A 19,846-nucleotide genomic window follows, 5' to 3' on the forward strand; every position below is an offset into this window, starting at 1 on the left:
CCGCTGTCGGCCGGCCCGGCCCACCGGCCGAGGTGCCCCGGGCGTGACCACGCGCCGCCCGCGCGGGGCCGTCGGCGCCGTCACCCCGACACCAGCCCCGACTGGTACGCGAAGACGACCAGCTGCGCCCGGTCCCGCGCGCCAAGCTTGCCCATGGCCCGGCTCACATGGGTACGCGCCGTCGCCGGGCTGACCACCAGCCGGGCGGCGATCTCCTCGTTGTTCAGCCCCTCACCGACCAGCCCGACCACCTCCCGTTCCCGGTCGGTCAGCGCGTCCAGCCGCGGGTGCGGGCGGGGGATCCGGGGCGGCCGGGTGGCGAACTCCCGCACCACCCGGCGGGTCACCGACGGTGACAGCAGCGCCTCCCCCTCGGCCACCAGCCGGATCGCCCGCAGCAGCTCCGCCGGCCGGGTGTCCTTGGTGAGGAAGCCGCTCGCCCCGTGCCGCAGCGCGTCGAAGACGTACTCGTCCAGCTCGAAGGTGGTCAGCACCACCACCCGGGTACCGGCCAGGTCGGGGTCGGCGACGATCCGCCGGGTCGCCTCGATCCCGTCGATCCCGGGCATCCGGATGTCCATGAGCACCACGTCCGGACGCTCCTGGCGGGCCAGCTCCACCGCCCGCAGCCCGTCGGCCGCCTCGCCGGCCAACGTCAGGTCGTCCTCGCTCTCCACCAGCGCGCGCAGCCCGAGCCGGACCAGGTCCTGGTCGTCGGCGACCAGCACCCGGATCACGCGGCCCGCTCCACCGGCAACCGGGCGTACACCCGGAATCCCCCACCGGGGCGCGGCCCGGTCACCAGCTCCCCGCCCAGCGCGGCCACCCGCTCCAGCATCCCGGCCAGCCCGTGTCCGCCGGTCCCAGGGGCGTTCGGTCCGGTACCGCCCGTCCCAGCGGCGCCCGGTCCGCTCTCGGCAGGCCCGACAGTGACCGGTCCGGTACCGGCGCGCCCGGCGATGAGCGGCCCGACGTCGGCCCGGTTCACTCCGTCGCGGTCCGCACCCACTCCCCGGTCGGTGATCTCCACGGTCAACTCCTCCGGGGCGTAGCCGACGGTGACCTCAGCGGTGCCCACCCCGGCGTGGCGCAGCACGTTGGTTAGCGCCTCCTGCACGATCCGGTAGGCCGCCAGGTCCACGGCGGTCGGCAGGTCGCGCGGCTCGCCCACCACCCGCAGCCGCACGGCGAGGCCAGCTCCGGCGAGCCGATCGCGCAGCGCAGACAGCCGGGCCAGGCCGGGCACGGGCCCCCGCTCGGCGCCGTGCCGGACGGCGCCCAGGGTCACCCGCAGCTCGTCCAGCGCCTCGCGGCTGGTCCGGCTGATCGCGGTGAGCGCCGTCTCGGCCTGCTCCGGACGCTTCGGCAGCAGGTGCAGGGCGATCTCGGCCTGCATGCTGATCGCCGCCAGCCCGTGTCCCACCACGTCGTGCACCTCCTGGGCGATGCGCAGCCGTTCCTCGTCGGCCTGCCGCCGGGCCTGCTCGGCGCGGACGCGGGCCTCCTCGGCGCGACCACGGACGACCGACTCCCGGTTCGTGCGCACAGCCACCCCCACCGCGAACGGTACGACCACCCAGGCCGACGCGGGCAGCAGCCCGCCCCAGCCCGGGGCGGGGCCCCGGGAGGCGAAGATGTGCACCAGCAGCACGGCGAACGCACTGCCGGCGGCGATCGCGGCCCGGTCGAGCGGCAGCCGCACCGCCACCGTGTAGACGGCGACGAGGAAGGTGATGAGGACCGGCCCGTACGGATAGCCGAGCACCAGGTACGTCGAGGTGGCCACGGTGACCACCGCGAGCGTGAGCACCGGCGCCCGCCGCCGGGCCACAAGCGCGAGCGCGGCGACCGCGATCAGCACCCGGCAGGTGGCATCCACCCGGACCGAGCCGGGCTGGTTGGCGCCGGCCAGCCCGGTGGCCAACAGGCCGAAGCCGAGCAGCACCAGGGCCAGCGCGGCGTCGCCCGCCACCTCCTGCCGCTGGCTCGATCGCATGGCGTCATTCTGCCCGCGCCGACGCCACCCGTCGTGCGTCCACCGACGGCCCCGCCCGTACGCCCCCCGACGTACACCGACCTCCAGCAGCGACTCGGCCCGCAACGCCGGTGCCAGTGAGCGCACGGCCTCTGCTCGGAAGGACGCCGCGGCGGGCCGAACGCGGGCAGGGCGGGCGGTCTCAGCGCGGGCAGGCCAACGCGGGCAGGGCGGGCGGTCTCAGCGCGGGCAGGCCAACGCGGGCAGGGCAGGCGGTCTCAGCGCGGGCAGGCCAACGCGGGCAGGCGGCTCGGCGCGGGCGGGCCAGGGCAGGCGGTCTCCGCTCGGGCGCAGCGCCGCGCGTTGGCCCAACGCGCCGGCCCGAACGCGCCGTCCAGCTCGCACCGGTTCGGGGCCACGGCAGTGTGGTGAGCTTTATGACTGTGAGGCCATGATTTATGCCTCACAGTCATAAAGCTCGTCCTGGCATGTGCGCTCCGACGACGTCCGGCGGCAGACGCGGCATGCCCTGGCCACGCCGCCGGCGCGACGGTAGTCAACGGCGGCCAACGGCCGCCACCAGGCGAGGCACGACCGTTCAGACGGCGGCCAGGACGGCGGCCTCCAGGCGGGCCCGGGTGGCCTCGTCGGGCCAGCCGCCGACCAGGTAAAAGGCGTCGACCACGTCCGCGCCGAGGGTGGAGATGCGGGCCGCGCGGACCAGGGCGCCGGCCTCGTCGAGGGCGCAGGCGACCCGGTAGAGCAGCCCGGCGGCGTCGGCCGCGCGCAGTTCCAGCAGCACCGCGTCGGTGGCGGCCTCCCGGTGCCAGACCACCCGTGGCGCGGCGCCGGCGCCCCGGGCGGCGAGTGCCCGGCCGCGCAGCCGCTGGGTGACCGAGACGTCGCCCGCGACCGCGCGGCGCAGGTCGGCGCTGAGCGGTACCGGGTCGGGTGGCAGGCCGTAGCGGGGCTGCACGCGGCACTCGACTAAGGCCCGCCCGTCCACGGCGGAGGCGTCCGCGGAGATCACTTCCAGCCGGTGCAGGGCCAGGCAGCCGGCCACCGTGGCGAGCAGGCCCCGGCGGTCCGCCGCCGCCACCGCGACCCGGTCTCCGGTCAGGTGGACGACCGGCAGTGGCCCGGCCAGCAGCGCCGGGTCGGGGGCGGGCGGGTCGGGCAGCACGCCGGTGTCCAGCGCGGTGCGTACCCGGGCGACCAGCTCGGCGACGAGTCGGCCCTTCCAGTCCGACCAGGCGGCAGGTCCGGTCGCCGCGGCGTCGGCGCGGACCAGGGCGTGCAGCAGGTCCAGGGTGCCGGTGTCGCCGACCGCCTCGGCCACCGAGGCGATGGTCACGGGGTCGGCGAGGTCGCGGCGGGTGGCCACGTCGGGCAGCAGCAGGTGCAGCCGGACCAGCGTGCCGATCAGCGCGACCTCCGGAGCGGGCAGCCCGATCCGGCTCGCCACCGCCTCGGCCAGCGGCACGCCGACGGTGCTGTGATCTCCGGGTAGGCCCTTGCCGATGTCGTGCAGGAGTGCGCCGAGCAGCAGCAGGTCCGGCCGGTCCACCTCGCGGGCGTGCCGGCTGGCTTCGTAGGCGGTCTGCACCAGGTGCCGGTCGAGGGTGAACCGGTGCACCGGGTTGTGCTGGGGCAGGCTGCGCAGCCGGGTCCACTCGGGCAGCCAGCCGTCGACCAGGCCGTACCGGTCGCAGGTCTCCCAGGCCCGCACCAGGCCGGGACCGGCGCCGAGCAGCGTGGTGAGCGCGGCCCGGGCCTCAGCCGGCCAGGGTGCGGGCAGCGGCGGGCAGTACGCGGCCAGCCACTCGCAGGTGGCGCGGGCGATGGGCAGCCGGGTGGTGGCCGCCGCGGCGGCCATCCGCAGCGACAGGCTCGGGTCGGGGCGGGCCCCGATGGCGGTGCGGGCCAGCACCAGCTCGCCGTCGTGCTCGACCACGTCGCGGGCCACCGGGCGGCGCAGCGGGCGCCCGTTGGCACGGGAGCGGCCGGAGCGCAGCCGGTCCGCGGCGCGGAAGGCGTCGTCGAGGGCGTGGCTGACGGTCCGCGCGTCCCCCGCCACCCGCCGCAGCAGGGCGTCACCGTCGTGCATCACGGCCCCGTCGCGCTGCGCGGAGTCGGGCGCGCCGAGCTGCGGTTGCCGGAGGCCGAGCAGCGCGGCCACCCCGTCGCGTTCCTGGGCGATCAGGCGGTCGACCCGCCGGCCGACCTGCTGGTGCAGGGCGTCGCGGGTGTCCAACAGGCGCAGGTGGGCGGCGCGTACGGCGGGACGCAGCGCGTCGGTGATCCCGGCGGCCGCGATGGCCCGCAGCAGACCGACGTCGCGCAGCCCGCCGGCGGCCTCCTTGAGGTCACCCTCGAGCAGGAAGGCCAGCTCGCCGTGGGCCTGCCAACGGGCGGTGGTGACCTCCCGGAGGCCGGGCAATTGGCGCACGGCGGTACGCCGCCAATGGTCGGCGGCGGTGCGGATCAGCGCGTCGGCCAGCTCCGGGTCGCCGGCGACCAGCCGGGCGTCGAGCAGCCCGAGGGCGACCTTGACGTCGTCCTGGGCCACCGAGAGGGCCTCCGCGACGGTACGCACCGAGTGGTCCAGCCGCAGGCCGGCGTCCCAGATCGGGTACCAGAGGGAGGAGGCCAGCTCGTCCGTGCCGGGCACCCCGGCGTGCAGCAGCACAAGGTCGAGGTCCCCGTACGGGGCGCACTGCCGCCGCCCCAGCCCGCCGACCGCGAGCAGTGCGATCCCGTTGCGGTCCGGCAGCAGGGAGGCCAGCCAGGAGTCGTACGCGTCCGCCCGCGCGGCCCGCGCCCCCTCCCCGATCCCCCCGGGTACGCCGACGACCTCGTTGATCAAGACGTTCGCGTCGCCGTCGCCGGGGTGTTCTGACGCATTCTTCTTGATCAACGAGGTCATCGGACGGGACTCCCTACAGGGCGTCGAGGCCGCGTTCGCCGGTACGCACCCGGACGACCTCCTCGACGCCGGTCACCCAGACCTTGCCGTCGCCGATCTTGCCCGTTCGGGCGGCACCGACGATGGCGTCCACGATCTTGTCGACGTCGATCTCGTCGGTGAGCACCTCGACCTTGATCTTGGGCAGGAACTCGACCGTGTACTCGGCACCCCGATAGACCTCGGTGTGCCCCTTCTGTCGCCCGTACCCCTGGACCTCGCTGACGGTCAGCCCAGCCACCCCGAGGGCGTGCAGAGCCTCCTTCACCGCGTCCAGCTGATAGGGCTTGATGACCGCGGTCACCAGTTTCATCCGAGTCGCGGCGTGGCAACCCGGCCGTTCAGAGCCGGGAGGAAACGCCGCTCCCTCCCTCCGGCGATCGTCCTACACAATTGGGTTATAGAATGTTGCCTATGGGTCGTGCGGTGAAGCGGACGTACAAGTACCGCTGTTACCCGTCCCCCGAGCAGGCCGAGCAGCTCAACCGCACCTTCGGCTGCGTTCGGAAGGTTTACAACCTGGCCCTCGACGCCCGCACTCGAGCATGGTCCGTGGATCGACAGAGCACCACCTACGTGCAAACCTCGGCCTGGCTGACCGAGTGGAAACGCACCGACGAACTCGCTTTCCTGAATGACGTCAGCTCGGTGCCGCTTCAGCAGGCATTGCGGCATCTTCAGGCGGCGCTCGCCGCGTGCTGGGACAAGCGGTCCCGCTACCCCCGGTTCAAGTCCAAGCGCAGGTCGAGAGCGTCGGCGGAGTACACCCGCTCGGCGTTCCGCTGGCGTAACGGGCAGCTCACTCTGGCCAAAATGGACACCCCGCTGGCGATCGTGTGGTCCCGTCCCCTGCCCGAGGGGGCGCAGCTGTCGACGGTCACGGTGTCCCGGGATGCTGCCGGGCGGTGGTTCGTGTCCCTGCTGGTCGAAGATTCGACCATCAAGACGCTGTCGCCGCTGGACTCGGCGGTCGGGGTGGATGCTGGGATTACCAGTCTGGTCACCCTTTCCACCGGGGAAAAGGTCACGAACCCGCGGCACGAACGCGCCGATCGGCGCAAGCTCGCCAAAGCCCAGCGGGAGCTGTCCCGCAAGGCCAAGGACTCCCGCAACCGGGCCAAGGCCAGGTTGAAGGTGGCCCGGATCCATGCCCGCGTCGCCGATCGGCGGCGTGACCTGCCGCACAAGCTGAGCACCCGACTCGTCCGCGATAACCAAACGGTCGTGATCGAAGACCTCAGCGTGCGCAGCATGCTGCGAAACCACAGCCTGGCCCGGGCCATCTCCAACGCGGCCTGGTCTGGCCTCCGCAACATGATTGAGTACAAGGCCGCCTGGTACGGCCGGCAGGTGATCATCGTCGACCGGTGGTACCCGTCGTCCAAGACCTGCTCGACGTGCGGCCAGATCAACACCTCCATGCCCCTGTCGGTCCGCTCGTGGACGTGCTCCGGCTGCTGCACCACTCACGACCGAGACATCAATGCAGCGAAGAACATCCTCGCCGCCGGGCTGGCGGAGAGGTGAAACGCCTGCGGAGCTGACGTAAGACCCCACGGGAGCCCTCCCTACGGGCAGTCGGTGATGAAACAGGAACTCTCACCGGTGACGGCGGGAATTCCGGCCTTCAGGACCGGAAGGATGTCAAGTCCAACCCCTCCATCCAGCACCAGCAGCAACGTCAACCGGCGATCTTCTCGCCCACGGGCGCGGCGGCCGGTTCGGCGGCGGCCTCCGGCGTCGGCTTCCCTGAACCCGGAGTGAGCCCGGCCATCGCGAAGGCGCCGCCGCCGCTGCTGCCTGTGGTGGGCGAGAGGTCGTACGCGCTCTCCGCGTGCTCGGCGACGTCGATACCGGCCACCTCGTCCTCGGCGTCGGCCCGCAGACCGATCACGGCCTTGACCGCGAGGGCGATTAGCACCGCCACCCCGAAGGAGTAGACCGACACGATGCCACTGGCCAGCGCCTGCCGGCCGAGCTGGGTGACCCCGCCGCCGTAGAACAGGCCTTCGCTGGCGCCCAGGCCCTCGATGGCCGAGTTGACCTGGAGGGTGGCGAAGAGGCCGATGAACAGCGACCCGATCCAGCCGGCCACGAAGTGCACGCCCACCACGTCGAGGGAGTCGTCGAAGCCGAGTTTGTACTTCAGGCTCACCGCGTAGGCGCAGACGGCGCCGGCGATGAGGCCGAGCAGCACCGACGGCAGCGGGGCGATGAAGCCACACGCCGGGGTGATGGCGACCAGGCCGGCGATGGCCCCGGACGAGGCGCCGACCAGGGTCGGCCTGCCGCTGCGGATCCACTCCACCACGATCCAGCCGAGCACGCCGGCGGCCGTGGCGACCTGGGTGTTGACGAAGGCGACGGCGGTGGTGCCGTCGACGGTCAGCTCCGAGCCGGCGTTGAAGCCGAACCAGCCGAACCACAGCAGCCCGGCACCGAGCGCCACCAGCGGCACGTTGTGCGGCTTGAAGCTCTCCCGGGGCCAGCCGACCCGCTTGCCGAGGATCAGCACCAGCCCGAGTGCGGCAGCGCCGGCGTTGATGTGCACGGCGGTGCCGCCGGCGAAGTCCAGTGCCTTGATCTTGGAGCCGATGAAGCCGCCGCCCCACACCCAGTGCGCCACCGGCAGGTAGACCAGGGTGAACCAGGCGAACGCGAAGAGCAGCCAGCCGGAGAACTTCAACCGGTCGGAGACCGCGCCGCTGATCAGGGCGACCGTGATGATCGCGAACATCATCTGGAAGACCATGAAGACGTACGTGGGGATGCCGGTCCCCGCGCCGAGGAAGAGCCACTCCTCGCCGATGAAGCTGGTTTCGGTGCCGAGGTACTGGGTGAAGCTGCCGATCACGTTGTTGACCCCGGCGTTGCCGTTGGTGCCGAACGCGAGGGTGAAGCCGTAGATGACCCAGAAAACAGAGATGAGCCCGATCGCGGAGAAGCTCATCATCATCATGTTGAGCACGCCCTTGGACCGGTTCAGCCCGCCGTAGAACAGGGCCAGCCCCGGCGTCATGAGCAGCACGAGCGCAGACGACAAGAGCAACCAGGCGGTGTTGCCGGTGTTGATCTCCACGCTGCCTCCTCTCGGTGTGGAAGTCCTCCCGTCGGCTGAGAAGTGGCAGCATCGCCGTCAGCCGGTTGCGCGGAAGCCTCGTTGCCGGCTGTTTCACCCGTGGTCCCCGACCGGTTTCCGTTCGGTGACGGCTTGTTTCGTACGTGTGACGAGAACCGCACAGTCAGCGTCGTGGATCCACGAACCATCGACGGCCGGGTCAGCGCAGCGCGTTCTCCAGGGCGTGCCGCTCGTAGTCGAGCAGCCGCAGGTCGCGCATCGGCCGGCGCAGGTGGCCCTTGTGCACGATCCGTACGAACGCCGGCTCACCGGCGGCGGCCATCCGGCGGATCCCCTCGACGTGGTCGACGATGCGCTTGCGGATGGTGCGGATCAGCCGGTGCCGGTCGCGTGGGATCAGCCCGTACGCGTCGGCGAAGAGCCGCAGTCGGCGCGGTCGGTCGGGCCGCTTCCAGCCCAGTGTGATCGAGTCCCGGTCGGAGAAGATCGGCACCCAGGTCCAGGCCGCGTACGCCACGTCGTAGATCCGCGCACCCGGCGAGGCGAGGTCGAAGTCGATCAGCCCGAGCGTGCCGTCCGGCCGCCAGATCACGTTGTGCGGGGCGGCGTCGTGGTGGCAGATGACCTCGGTGTCGGGCGGTGGTGGCCCGAACGAGCGCCACACCGCCTGGGGCGGCGGGGCGAAGCCGTACTGGGCGTCGTGGAACATCCGCAGCATGGTGGCCACCGTGACCAGCGCCTCGTCGGTGACCCAGTGCGGGGCGAGGGGATATTCCCCGCACTCCCCCTCCAGGTACGACAGCACCTCCCGGTTGCGCTCGTCCATGCCGAGCGCCCGGGGTGCGCCGGTGAACCCGACGTACTCCAGGTGACGCAGCAGGGCGTGCACCGACGGGGTCCACGGCCCGGCGTTGCGGCGGACCGTGTCACCGACCCGGACCACGGTACTCACGTTGCCGCCGTGCAGCGGGATCTCCTGCGAAGTCACGTACGGTCTCCCGAGGCGCTGCGAGGGGTGGCCGGGGTCGCGCCAGCCCGCGTACGCGCGATCGTCAGTGGTCACCCGAGACTACGCGTCCCGTCCGGCATCGACGCCCAGCAAGGCATCGACGAACTGCGCCGGGTCGAACGGTGCCAGGTCGTCCTTGCCCTCGCCGAGACCGACCAGCTTGACCGGGATGCCGAGTTTGCGCTGCACGGCGATCACGATGCCGCCCTTGGCGGTGCCGTCGAGCTTGGTCAGCACCACGCCGGTCACGTTGACCACCTCGGTGAAGACCCGGGCCTGCTCCAGGCCGTTCTGGCCGGTGGTGGCGTCGAGGATCAGGATCGTCTCGTCGATCGGGCCGTGCTTCTCCACCACCCGCTTGACCTTCCCCAGCTCGTCCATCAGGCCGACCTTGTTCTGCAGCCGGCCGGCGGTGTCGATGAGCACGGTGTCCACGCGGGTGTCGATGCCCCGCTTGACCGCGTCGAAGGCGACGCTGGCCGGGTCGGCGGCCTCGGGACCGCGGACGATCTCCGCGCCGACCCGCTCGCCCCAGGTCTGCAACTGGTCGGCGGCGGCGGCGCGGAAGGTGTCGGCCGCGCCGAGGAGCACGCTGTGGCCGTCGGCGACCAGCACGCGGGCGATCTTGCCGCAGGTGGTGGTCTTGCCGGCGCCGTTGACCCCGACCACCAGCAGCACCGCCGGCACGCCGTCCTTGGGAGTGGTCTTCAGCGTCCGGTCCAGCGTCGGGTCGAGCGCGTTCACCAGTTCGGCGGCGAGCAGCGCGCGCAGCTCGCCGGCGCTGCGGGTGCCCAGCACTCGGGTCCGCTCGCGCAGCCGGTCGACGATGTCCCGGGTGGCGTCGATCCCGACGTCGGCGGTGATCAGGCTGTCCTCGATCTCCTCCCAGGTGTCCTCGTCGAGGTGGTCCCGGGCGAGCAGGCCGAGCAGGCCCTTGCCGAAGACGTTCTGCGAGCGGGACAGCCGCGAGCGGAGCCGGACCAGCCGCCCGGCGGTCGGCTCGGGAATCTCCACGACCGGCGCTGGGAGCTCGATGACCGGTGGCGGTTCGATGAGGACGCCGGTGGACAGATCGGACTCCGGTGCCTCGACCGGTGGCCCGGCGAGGTCCTCCTCGGCGCGGGTGTCGACCTCGGTACGCGGCAGCGGCGGCTCGGGGCGCCGGCGCAACCGCGGCACGACCAGCCCGATCGTGCTGAGGATCAGCACACCGAGCAGGACCAGAGCGAGGACGAGATATTCGGCCATGCCGGAATCCTTCCAGATGCCGGCGACCGCGTCCCAGCCACCGCCACCCGGCCGCTGTCCGGTTACCGGCGGTAGGCTCGGCCGCATGCCCGCCGCACACCTGCTCATCGGCCCACTGCTGCGCCGGGTGGTGGACACACGGGCCACCGTCTGGGTGGAGACGGCGGCGCCCGCCGTGGTCACCGTCCGCACCGCCGACGGCGCCACCGGCACCGCACCGACCTTCTCCGCGTACGACCACCACTACGCGCTCGTGGTGGTGGAGGGGCTCACCCCGGACAGCACCACCACCTACGAGGTGCTGGTCGACGACGAGGTGGTCTGGCCGGTGCCGCGCAACGGGTTCCCGCCCAGCGTGATCCGCACCCGGGCCGCCGACGACCGGGACCAGCCGGTAACCCTGATCTTCGGCTCCTGTCGGGAGACCACCCAGCACGCCACCACCCGCAGGTTGCCGCCGGACGCGCTGGACGCGTACGCCCGGCGACTGATGGCCGACCCGGAGCCGGCGGCGCTACCCGACCTGCTGGTGCTGCTCGGTGACCAGGTCTACGCGGACGTGACCTCGCCGACGGTGCGGCGGCTGCTCAAGCGGCGCCGGCGGCGGCCGAAGGACGCCCCGGCCGACCAGGTGGTCAGCTTCGACGAGTACACCAAGCTCTACCTGGAGTCCTGGCGCGATCCGGAGATCCGCTGGCTGCTCTCCACCGTGCCGAGCGCGATGATCTTCGACGATCACGAGATCATCGACGACTGGAACACCTCCGCCTCCTGGCGCGCGGAGATGCGCGAGCAGCCGTGGTGGGCCGAGCGGATCGGCAGCGGGCTGGCCTCGTACTGGGTCTACCAGCACCTGGGCAACCTCTCCCCGGACGAGATCGCCGCCGACCCGCTCTTCGCGAAGGTCGCCGCCGCCGAGGACGCCACCGGCGTGCTGCGCGAGTTCGGCCACCGGGTGGACCAGGAGTCCGACCTGGCGCACGACACCGAGCGCTGGCGTTCCGTGCAGTACCAGTGGAGCTACTCCCTCGACCTGGGCCGGACCCGGCTGGTGATGCTGGACAACCGGTGCAGTCGGGTGCTCGACGCGAACAACCGGGCGATGCTGCCGCCGGGCGAGTGGTCCTGGTTCCTCGACCAGGCCCACGGGGTCTACGACCACCTGGTGGTCGGCGCGTCGCTGCCCTGGCTGCTCCCGCCGGGCATCCACCACATCGAGGCGTGGAACGAGAAGCTGGCCGACTCCCGCCGCCCCTGGGTGGCGCGCGGGGCGGAGAAGCTGCGCCGGGCGCTCGACCTGGAGCACTGGGCGGCCTTCCGGCGCTCCTTCGAGGCACTCGGTGCGACCTTCGCCCGGATCGGCACCGGCACGCCCGCACGGTCCGACGAGCCGGTCGGCGCCGGGCCGGCGTACGCGCCACCGGCGTCGATCAGCGTGCTCTCCGGCGACGTGCACCACTCGTACGTGGCCCGGGCCTGGTTCGGCGATCCGGCGGTGGTCACCCCGGTGCACCAGCTGACCTGTTCGCCGATCCACAACCAGGTGCCGGCCGGCATCCGCCCGCTGATGCGGCTGGGCTGGTCGTCGGGGCCGGCGGGGGCCACCCGGGCGTTGGCCCGTTCGGCCGGCGTGCGTCGTCCCGGGGTGCGCTGGCGCAAGCTGGCCGGCCCGTACTTCGGCAACGCGGTGGCCACCCTCACCCACCGGGGTCGGGCGGCCGAGGTGACCATCGAGGGCACCACCAGCGACGGCCGGCTACGCCCGGTGATGCGCCGCCGGCTCGCCGGCGACGGCTGAGCCGACCCCGCCGTAGTCTCTACGCCGTGGACGAGCACCTGCCGGAGCCGATCCGGGCGGTCGAGCACGAGTTGACCGCCCTACTACGTCGTGGGCGGGCGGTCTCCTGGGAGATCGCCCGGGAGGTGCACCCGAACCTCGAACCGAACACCTACGGGCTGCTGCTCTGGCTGCGCCGGTGCGGGTCGGTCCGGCTGACCGACCTGGCCGCCCGGCTCGGGGTGGGCAAGGGGACGCTGAGCCGGCAGATCCAGGGCCTGGAGGCGCTCGGTCTGGTCCGGCGCGACCCCGACCCGACCGACCGTCGGGCCGCGCAGATCAGCATGACCGAGGAGGGGCAGCGCCGGTTCGACGCCGCCCGGGCCGCCCGGCTGGGGCAGTTCCTGCGGGTCCTGGAGACCTGGCCGGCGCGCGACGTCGAGGAGTTCGCCCGTCTGCTGGGCCGGTTCAACGACTCCTGAGCCCGATCCGGTCCGCCGGGAATGTCCCGGCCCACCGGCAAGTTGTTGCTTCAGGCAACCAAGGCATACGGTTGCCCCAGGCAACTCCCAGCCGGGGGCGCGTCCGTGCGCCCGCCCCACCATGACTCTCTTCGGAGGCAGCCACGATGAGCCAGGCGACAGCGCCCACCCGGGCGACCGGCGTCGAGATGACCCACCGGCAGATCCTGGAGGCCCTCTCCGGGCTCCTGCTGGGCATGTTCGTCGCGATCCTCTCCTCCACGGTCGTCTCGAACGCGCTGCCGCGGATCATCACCGAGCTGCACGGCGGTCAGTCCGCGTACACCTGGGTGGTCACCTCGGCCCTGCTCGCGACCACCGCGACGACCCCCATCTGGGGCAAGCTCGCCGACCTGGCCAGCAAGAAGATCCTGGTCCAGCTCTCCCTGCTGATCTACGTGATCGGCTCGATGCTGGCCGGCGCCGCGCAGGGCACCGGTGAGCTGATCGCCTGCCGGGTGCTCCAGGGCGTCGGCGCCGGCGGTCTCACCGCACTGGCTCAGGTGATCATGGCCACCATGATCGCGCCCCGCGAGCGTGGCCGCTACAGCGGCTACCTCGGCGCCGTCATGGCCGTCGGCACCATCGGCGGCCCGCTGATCGGCGGCGTGATCGTCGACACCTCCTGGCTCGGGTGGCGCTGGTGCTTCTACGTCGGCGTGCCGTTCGCCATCGCGGCGCTGGTGGTGCTCCAGAAGACCCTGCACCTGCCGGTGGTGAAGCGGAAGGCGCAAATCGACTGGTGGGGCGCCACCCTGATCACCGCGGCCGTCTCGGTGCTGCTGGTCTGGATCTCCCTGGCCGGCGACCAGTTCGCCTGGGTCTCCTGGCAGAGCGCCGCCATGGTGCTCGGTGCCCTGGTGCTCGGCGCGCTGGCGATCCGGGTGGAGACCCGGGCCGCCGAGCCGATGATCCCGCCGCGGCTGTTCCGCAACCGCACCATCACCCTTTCCGTGATCGCCAGCGTCGGGGTCGGCGTGGGCATGTTCGGCGCCTCGGTCTTCCTCGGCCAGTACTTCCAGATCAGCCGTGGCCAGAGCCCGACCATGTCCGGCCTGATGACCCTGCCGATGATCCTCGGTCTGCTGGTCTCCTCCACGCTGACCGGCCGGATCATCACCCGTACCGGCCGGTGGAAGCGGTTCCTGGTGATCGGCTCGGCGCTGCTGACCGTCGGCTTCGCGCTCACGGGCACGCTCCGCGCGGACACCAGCTTCGCCCTGCTCAGCTGCTACATGGCCCTGATCGGCATCGGGCTGGGCATGACCATGCAGAACCTGGTCCTCGCCGTGCAGAACACCGTCGGCCCGCACGAGCTCGGCGCCGCCAGCTCGGTGGTGGCCTTCTTCCGCAGCCTGGGCGGCGCGATCGGCGTCTCCGCGCTCGGCGCGGTGCTCGCCCACAAGGTCAAGGACTACCTGGCCGAGGGGCTGGCCCAGCTCGGCATCCCGGCGTCCAGCTCCGGCAGCGGCGGCGGCCTGCCCGACGTGCACACCCTGCCCGGTCCGCTGCGGGCGGTGGTGGAGAGCGCGTACGGCCACGGCGCCGGCGACATCTTCCTGGCCGCCGCACCCTTCGGGCTGATCGCGCTGATCGCGGTGAGCTTCATCAAGGAGGTGCCGCTGCGGCAGCACAACGGCAACCCGATCGCCGACGAGGTCGAGCGGGAGTCGACCCTCGCGGCCGGCGCCGGCGCCGCAGTGGTTCGCACCGGCGAGCAGAGGTGAGGTGGAGGCCATGAGCGTGGGAGCACCTGACCGCGAGGAGTACGGCCCGCGGGTGAGTCCGCTGCCCTTCGAGCGCGGCACGGACGGCCCGCGGGTGGTCCTGGTCGGCGTGGACGGCACCCGTACCTCCGAGCGGGCCGGCTCGTACGCCGCCGGCCTGGCCCGCCGGCAGGGCGCCGCCCTGGTGGTGGTCTTCGTCAGCTCGGCCAGCGGACTGACCGCCCTGCTGCCCGGCATGGACGCCGGCGCGGTGCAGCGCACCCACGACGAGTTGGCCGAGGAGGTCCGCCGGGAGTGCCGGCGCGGTGCCGAGGAGTTGGGCGTGCCGGTGACCTTCCTGTGCCGGCGCGGCGACGCGTACGCCGAACTCCGCGCCGCGGCCGACGAGATGCAGGCGGACATGGTGGTGGTGGGCGCGTCCGAGCAGGCCGGCCACCGGCTGGTCGGCTCGGTCGCCACCCGCCTGGTCCGTACCGGCCGCTGGCCCGTCGTCGTCGTTCCCTGAAACCCGCTCGCGGCTGTCGGTCCCGGCGACGAGGATGGCCCGATGACCTGGAGAGCGCCGGAGATCACCCGGACCAACGAACCGTACGTCGGCGACGAGCGCACCATGCTCGACGGCTGGCTCGACTACCACCGGCAGACGCTGCTGCTCAAGTGCGCCGGCCTGACCGCCGAACAGCTGAAGACAGCGAGCGTGGAGCCGTCCGGGCTGACCCTGCTCGGGCTGGTGCGGCACATGGCCGACGTGGAGCGCTGGTGGTTCCGCATCCGGGCCGCCGGTGAGGACATCACCGGCCTCTACGACGGCGAGGAGGACCCGGACGCCGACCTCAACGCCGTCGCCGGGGCCGACGCGGAGGCCACCTTCGCCATCTTCGCCGCCGAGGTGGAGGCCGCCCGCAAGGCCGCGGCCGGCCTGTCGCTGGACCAGACCTTCCGACGGCCCCGGCGGGACGGCACCGCCGACGAGATCAACGTCCGATGGGTCTACGTGCACATGATCGAGGAGTACGCCCGGCACAACGGGCACGCCGACCTGATCCGCGAGCGGATCGACGGCGTCACCGGCGACTGACCCGCGGCTCAGTAGACCAGGGCCGCCCGGAGGTAGCGCAGGTCGGCGTGACCGCCCCAGCGGTGCGCCGACAGCCCGGCCGCACGGGCGCCCCGGACCGCCCAGTCCTCGTCGTCGACGAAGAGCACCTTTGCCGGCGGGGTGTCCAGCGCCGCGCAGGCGGCCTGGAAGTACTCCTTGGCCGGCTTGTGCACGCCGATGACCGAGGAGTTGACCACCACGTCCAGCTCGCCGACCAGGCCGAGCGCGGCCAGGTCGGCGTCGAGCAGGTCGGTGGCGTTGGTGCCCAGCCCGACCCGGACGCCCGCGGCGCGGACCTCCCGGACGAACGCCAGCACCTCCGGGTCGATCTCGCCCCGGTAGCGCTGCCACTGCTCGACGGCGGCGCGGGCCCGTTCCGGGCTGCCGACCGATTCGGTGAGCGCGTCCGCCACGCTGCTCACCCACTCGGCGTGGCTGACCCGGCCGGTCAGCACCGGCTGGAGCCGCCCCCACTGCATGGCGATCTCGCCGAGCACCCCCTCGGAGAGGCCGTACTCCCGCTCGACAACGGCGGCCACCGCCGGATCCCACCGGCGCAGTACGCCGTCGAAGTCCAGCAGGAGCGCCGTCGCGCGTTCCCGAGCCACTACCCGTTCTCCTCGCCGCGGCCACGCCGCTCGTCGTCTGTCTCGGCCCGGTTGAGCCGTTGGCTGATCACCTGCGTGACCCCGCTGCGCATGGTCACGCCGTAGAGCGCGTCGGCGATCTCCATCGTCCGCTTCTGGTGCGTGATGACGATCAGCTGGCTCTTCTCCCGCAACTGTGCCAGCAACGTGATCAGCCGGCCGAGGTTCACGTCGTCCAGCGCCGCCTCGACCTCGTCCATGATGTAGAACGGGCTGGGCCGGGCGCGGAAGATGGCCACCAGCATGGCCACCGCGGTCAGCGACCGCTCGCCACCGCTGAGCAGGGACAGCCGCTTGATCTTCTTGCCCGGCGGGCGGGCCTCGACCTCGACGCCGGTGGTGAGCAGGTCGTCCGGGTCGGTGAGGATCAGCCGCCCCTCCCCGCCGGGGAAGAGCACGGTGAAGACCTGCTCGAACTCGCGGGCGGTGTCTTCGAACGCGCTGGCGAAGACCTCCAGGATCCGGTCGTCCACGTCCTTGACCACGGTCATCAGGTCCCGCCGGGTGGCCTTGAGGTCCTCCAGCTGCTCGGAGAGGAACTTGTAACGCTCCTCCAGCGCGGCGAACTCCTCCAGCGCGAGCGGGTTGACCTTGCCGAGCAGGGCCAGCTCCCGTTCCGCCTTGGCGGCGCGCTTCTCCTGCACCGGCCGCTCGTAGCGGGCCGGCTCGGGCACCGGCAGGCCGTCGCGTTCGGCCGCCGCCACGTCCGCCTGGGTGGGCGGGACGGGCCGGGTCGGGCCGTACTCGGCGACCAGGGTCTCCACGTCCAGGCCGAAGTCCTCGGCGGCCTTGGCCTCCAACTGCTCGATGCGCAGCCGCTGCTCGGCGCGGGCGACCTCGTCCCGGTGCACCTGGCTGGTCAGCCGCTCCAGCTCCGCACCCAGCCGCTTGGCCGCTCCGCGTACCTCCTGCAGCTCGGCCTCGCGGGCGGCGCGCTCCCGGGCGACCGCGTCGCGGTGCTCCTCGGCCGCGGCGATGGAGGTGGTGAGCCGGGTGAGCGCCTCGCGGGCGCCGCCGACGACGGCCCGGGCGATGCCCGCGCCCCGGGTCCGCGCGGCCCGCCGGGCCGCGGCGCGCTCCCGGGCCGCGCGTTCGGCGGTGGCCTGCCGGGCCAGCGAGTCGGCCCGACCGGCGATCGAGGAGACCCGCTCCTCGGCGGTACGCACCGCCAGCCGGACCTCCATCTCGTTCTGCCGGGCCTGCGGCACCATCGCGGCGAGCTGGTCCCGCTCCTCGCTGGACGGTTCGGCGTCGACCGGGGTCTCCTCGGCCAGCCGGAGTCGCTCCTCCAGCTCGGCCAGCGCGGTGAGGTCCCGCTGCCGGGCCGCCTCGGCGCGGGACCGGGACTCGCCCAGCCGGTCGGTCTCCGCCTTCGCCGAGCGGGCCGCCGCGCCCAGCTCGGCCAGCCGGCGGGCGGCGGCGTTGCGGTGGCTCTCCGCCTCGCGTTTGGCGGCGGCGGCGTGCTGCACGGCCTCCTTCGCGGCGGCCACCTCGGCGCGCGCCTCGGCCAGTTGGTCGCGCAGCTCCGCGCCCGCCCGCTCGGCGGCGAGCCGGTTGGTACGGGCCTCCTCGACGGCGGCCTGCACCTCGAGGTAACTGGGTGCCCTGGCCGACCCGCCGGCCGCCGCGTACGCCCCGACCACGTCGCCGTCCGGGGTCACCGCGCGCAGTTCCGGGTTGCCGGCGACCAGCTCGGCAGCGGCGGCCAGGTCGTCGACGAGCACCACGTCGCGCAGCGCGCGGTGCACGGCGGGACGGATCTCGGCGGAGCACTCGACCAGGTCCGGCGCCCAGCGGGCGTCGTCGGGCAGCTTCGGGCGCAGCGCGTCGGCGGAGCCGGTCATGCCGGGCCCGGCGGGGCTGCCGACCAGCAGGCCGGCCCGGCCGGCGTCGGAGATCTTCAACAGCCGCATGGCCTCGACGGCCTCGTCCACCCCGTTGACGGCGACCGCGTCGGCGAGGCCGCCGAGCGCGGCGGCGAGCGCCGCCTCGTGGCCGGGTGCGACGGTGAGCAGCCCGGCGAGGCTGCCGAGCAGGCCGGGCACCTCGTCGGCGCGGGCGAGCAGCGCACCGGCGCCGTCCTTGCGCCGCAGGCCGAGGGCGAGCGCCTCCTCGCGGGCCTTCCAGGTGGCCGCGTCCTTCTCCGCCGCCCGCTCGGCATCGGCCAGCGATCGGACGGTGGCCTGCGCCGACTCCTGCACGGCGACCGCCTCGGCGTGTCGGGCGTCCAGGTCGGCGTTGTCGCGGTCCGCCTCGGTGGAGACCTCCTCGACGGCGTCCAGCTCGGCCTGGGCCCGCTCGGCGCGGGCGAGGGCGTCGCCGTGCGCGACGGCGAGGCGTTCGATCTCCTCGCCGGCGCTGGTGGTGCGGGCGCGGGCCGAGTTGACCTGCCCGGTGAGCCGGGCCAGCCCCTCGCGCCGGTCGGCGATCGCCTTGGCCGCGGCGACCAGCTCCCGCTCGGCGGCGGCGAGCTGCCGTTCCAGCTCCTGCCGGTGCTCGACCGCCTCGGCGAGCCGGATCTGGTCGTCGGTGAGCGCCGCGCGCAGCTCCTCCTCCTGCTCGCGGACCCGCTCCGCCTCCGCGTCCAGCTGGTCCGGGTCGCGGCCGGTCCGTTCGTCGTCCCCGGTGGCGCTTAGGTGCCGCAGCCGCTCCCGGGCCAGCTGCTCGATGGAGCGGAACCGCTCCTGGAGGGCGGAGAGCTTGTACCAGGTGTCCTGCGCGGCGGCGAGCAGCGGAGCGTCCTCGGCCAGCGCGGCCTCCAGCTCCCCGAGCCGGCCCTGCACCTCGGCGTGCTCGGCCTCGACCTGCTCGCGCCGTTCCCGCAGCGCCGTCTCGTCGGCGATCTCCCGGTCCAGGGTGGTCCGCAGCGTGGCCAGGTCGTCGGCGAGCAGGCGCAGCCGGGCGTCGCGCAGGTTGGCCTGGATGGCGGCGGCCCGCCGGGCCACCTCGGCCTGCCGGCCCAGCGGCTTGAGTTGGCGGCGCAGCTCGGCGGTCAGGTCGGTGAGCCGGTTGAGGTTGGTCTGCATCGCGTCGAGCTTGCGCAGCGCCTTTTCCTTGCGCTTGCGGTGCTTGAGGACGCCGGCCGCCTCCTCGATGAACGCCCGGCGGTCCTCCGGCTTGGCGTGCAGCATGCCGTCGAGCCGACCCTGCCCGACGATGATGTGCATCTCCCGGCCGATGCCGGAGTCCGACAGCAGCTCCTGGATGTCCAGCAGGCGGCAGGAGTCGCCGTTGATCTCGTACTCGCTCTCGCCGGAGCGGAACATCCGGCGGGTGATGGAGACCTCGGTGTACTCGATCGGCAGCGCGCCGTCGGTGTTGTCGATGGTGAGGGTGACCTCGGCCCGGCCCAGCGGCGCCCGCCCGGCGGTGCCGGCGAAGATGACGTCCTCCATCTTGCCGCCGCGCAGCGCCTTGGCACCCTGCTCGCCGAGCACCCAGGCGATGGCGTCGACGACGTTGGACTTGCCGGAGCCGTTCGGACCCACCACGCAGGTGATCCCGGGCTCCAGCTTCAGCGTCGTCGCGGAGGCGAAGGATTTGAAGCCCTTCACCGTCAGGCTCTTGAGATACACCTTCTCGATCCTCGTCCGGTGGCCGCCGTACCGTCGCCGGCAGCGCGGACCTGGGTGAACCCGCAGACTAACCCGCCGGCGGGGGCGACTCGGCACGCGACCCGCCCCGGACGGCGGGCCGGGGCTCGGACGCCGGGGCGGCGGACGGCCCGGTGTGCCATGGACGACGCGTTTCCCGGCGCGCGGCGAGAAAGCAAAGATCTGTTCATGATCGGCAATTTGGC

15 protein-coding genes are annotated in these 19,846 nt (G+C 73.0%); 6 read left to right on the top strand and 9 right to left on the bottom strand.

What is annotated here, in order from left to right; translation table 11 throughout:
• Nucleotides 1–80: 80 nt before the first annotated feature.
• From ACFOW4_RS25670 to ACFOW4_RS25685, 4 genes are all read right to left on the bottom strand, one after another.
• Complete coding sequence (locus ACFOW4_RS25670) at nucleotides 81–737, bottom strand: response regulator (RefSeq protein ID WP_377532263.1); 657 nt, start codon at nucleotides 735–737, stop codon at nucleotides 81–83.
• Nucleotides 734–1,996 (bottom strand): sensor histidine kinase, encoded by a 1,263-nt coding sequence (locus ACFOW4_RS25675; RefSeq protein WP_377532266.1) that lies wholly within the window; start codon nucleotides 1,994–1,996, stop codon nucleotides 734–736. Before ACFOW4_RS25675 ends, ACFOW4_RS25670 begins: the two co-directional genes overlap by 4 nt.
• A gap of 577 nt (nucleotides 1,997–2,573) precedes the next feature.
• A complete protein-coding gene (locus ACFOW4_RS25680; RefSeq protein WP_377532269.1) occupies nucleotides 2,574–4,901 on the bottom strand; it encodes a [protein-PII] uridylyltransferase in 2,328 nt (775 codons plus the stop codon).
• A 13-nt stretch (nucleotides 4,902–4,914) separates the two neighbouring features.
• Nucleotides 4,915–5,253: a P-II family nitrogen regulator gene (locus tag ACFOW4_RS25685; RefSeq protein ID WP_074317754.1), complete on the bottom strand. Its 339-nt coding sequence runs from the start codon at nucleotides 5,251–5,253 to the stop codon at nucleotides 4,915–4,917.
• 101 nt (nucleotides 5,254–5,354) lie between these two features.
• On the opposite strand from ACFOW4_RS25685, the gene ACFOW4_RS25690 reads away from it, so the two are divergent.
• Complete coding sequence (locus tag ACFOW4_RS25690) at nucleotides 5,355–6,467, top strand: RNA-guided endonuclease InsQ/TnpB family protein (protein ID WP_377532273.1); 1,113 nt, start codon at nucleotides 5,355–5,357, stop codon at nucleotides 6,465–6,467.
• Nucleotides 6,468–6,621: 154 nt separating this feature from the next.
• Here ACFOW4_RS25690 and ACFOW4_RS25695 read toward each other — a convergent pair whose 3' ends face one another.
• The 3 genes from ACFOW4_RS25695 to ftsY all read right to left on the bottom strand — a co-directional run bounded on the left by ACFOW4_RS25695 (nucleotide 6,622) and on the right by ftsY (nucleotide 10,276).
• Nucleotides 6,622–8,019, bottom strand: a complete 1,398-nt coding sequence (locus ACFOW4_RS25695) for an ammonium transporter (protein ID WP_377532276.1) — start codon at nucleotides 8,017–8,019, stop codon at nucleotides 6,622–6,624.
• Nucleotides 8,020–8,218: 199 nt separating this feature from the next.
• Entirely contained in the window at nucleotides 8,219–9,082 is an 864-nt protein-coding gene (locus ACFOW4_RS25700) for an aminoglycoside phosphotransferase family protein (protein WP_377532278.1), read from the bottom strand.
• Between the two features lie 6 nt (nucleotides 9,083–9,088).
• Complete coding sequence (ftsY, locus tag ACFOW4_RS25705) at nucleotides 9,089–10,276, bottom strand: signal recognition particle-docking protein FtsY (protein ID WP_377532281.1); 1,188 nt, start codon at nucleotides 10,274–10,276, stop codon at nucleotides 9,089–9,091.
• A gap of 85 nt (nucleotides 10,277–10,361) precedes the next feature.
• Between ftsY and ACFOW4_RS25710 the strand changes: the two genes are divergently transcribed.
• The 5 genes from ACFOW4_RS25710 (at nucleotide 10,362) to ACFOW4_RS25730 (ending at nucleotide 15,379) form a co-directional block, all read left to right on the top strand.
• Complete coding sequence (locus ACFOW4_RS25710) at nucleotides 10,362–12,074, top strand: alkaline phosphatase D family protein (protein WP_377532284.1); 1,713 nt, start codon at nucleotides 10,362–10,364, stop codon at nucleotides 12,072–12,074.
• A gap of 26 nt (nucleotides 12,075–12,100) precedes the next feature.
• A complete protein-coding gene (locus ACFOW4_RS25715) occupies nucleotides 12,101–12,535 on the top strand; it encodes a MarR family winged helix-turn-helix transcriptional regulator (RefSeq protein WP_377532287.1) in 435 nt (144 codons plus the stop codon).
• A gap of 146 nt (nucleotides 12,536–12,681) precedes the next feature.
• Nucleotides 12,682–14,301, top strand: a complete 1,620-nt coding sequence (locus ACFOW4_RS25720; RefSeq protein ID WP_377532290.1) for an MDR family MFS transporter — start codon at nucleotides 12,682–12,684, stop codon at nucleotides 14,299–14,301.
• Between the two features lie 10 nt (nucleotides 14,302–14,311).
• Entirely contained in the window at nucleotides 14,312–14,806 is a 495-nt protein-coding gene (locus ACFOW4_RS25725; RefSeq protein WP_377532293.1) for a universal stress protein, read from the top strand.
• Nucleotides 14,807–14,848: 42 nt separating this feature from the next.
• On the top strand, nucleotides 14,849–15,379 hold the full coding sequence (locus tag ACFOW4_RS25730; RefSeq protein WP_377532296.1) for a DinB family protein: 531 nt from the start codon (nucleotides 14,849–14,851) through the stop codon (nucleotides 15,377–15,379).
• Between the two features lie 8 nt (nucleotides 15,380–15,387).
• Here the strand turns inward: ACFOW4_RS25730 and ACFOW4_RS25735 are convergent, their stop codons facing one another.
• Together ACFOW4_RS25735 and smc are read right to left on the bottom strand one after the other, a co-directional pair.
• The gene (locus tag ACFOW4_RS25735; RefSeq protein ID WP_377532299.1) at nucleotides 15,388–16,008 is read right to left on the bottom strand and encodes an HAD family hydrolase; all 621 of its coding nucleotides are present in this window, start codon (nucleotides 16,006–16,008) and stop codon (nucleotides 15,388–15,390) included.
• Nucleotides 16,008–19,622, bottom strand: coding sequence for a chromosome segregation protein SMC (gene smc, locus ACFOW4_RS25740; RefSeq protein WP_377532302.1), 3,615 nt, complete (start codon nucleotides 19,620–19,622; stop codon nucleotides 16,008–16,010). Before smc ends, ACFOW4_RS25735 begins: the two co-directional genes overlap by 1 nt.
• Nucleotides 19,623–19,846 lie beyond the last annotated feature (224 nt).

The sequence above is a fragment of the Micromonospora sp. GCM10011542 genome, from assembly GCF_042650685.1.
Lineage (GTDB): Bacteria > Actinomycetota > Actinomycetes > Mycobacteriales > Micromonosporaceae > Micromonospora.

What these genes read in the sequence shown, in the direction of transcription:
- ACFOW4_RS25675 (WP_377532266.1), bottom strand. Translation starts at nt 1,996, where the DNA reads ATGCGATCGAGCCAGCGGCAGGAGGTGGCGGGCGACGCCGCGCTGGCC.
- ACFOW4_RS25680 (WP_377532269.1), bottom strand. Translation starts at nt 4,901, where the DNA reads ATGACCTCGTTGATCAAGAAGAATGCGTCAGAACACCCCGGCGACGGC.
- ACFOW4_RS25685 (WP_074317754.1), bottom strand. Translation starts at nt 5,253, where the DNA reads ATGAAACTGGTGACCGCGGTCATCAAGCCCTATCAGCTGGACGCGGTG.
- ACFOW4_RS25690 (WP_377532273.1), top strand. Translation starts at nt 5,355, where the DNA reads ATGGGTCGTGCGGTGAAGCGGACGTACAAGTACCGCTGTTACCCGTCC.
- ftsY (WP_377532281.1), bottom strand. Translation starts at nt 10,276, where the DNA reads ATGGCCGAATATCTCGTCCTCGCTCTGGTCCTGCTCGGTGTGCTGATC.
- ACFOW4_RS25710 (WP_377532284.1), top strand. Translation starts at nt 10,362, where the DNA reads ATGCCCGCCGCACACCTGCTCATCGGCCCACTGCTGCGCCGGGTGGTG.
- ACFOW4_RS25720 (WP_377532290.1), top strand. Translation starts at nt 12,682, where the DNA reads ATGAGCCAGGCGACAGCGCCCACCCGGGCGACCGGCGTCGAGATGACC.
- ACFOW4_RS25725 (WP_377532293.1), top strand. Translation starts at nt 14,312, where the DNA reads ATGAGCGTGGGAGCACCTGACCGCGAGGAGTACGGCCCGCGGGTGAGT.
- ACFOW4_RS25730 (WP_377532296.1), top strand. Translation starts at nt 14,849, where the DNA reads ATGACCTGGAGAGCGCCGGAGATCACCCGGACCAACGAACCGTACGTC.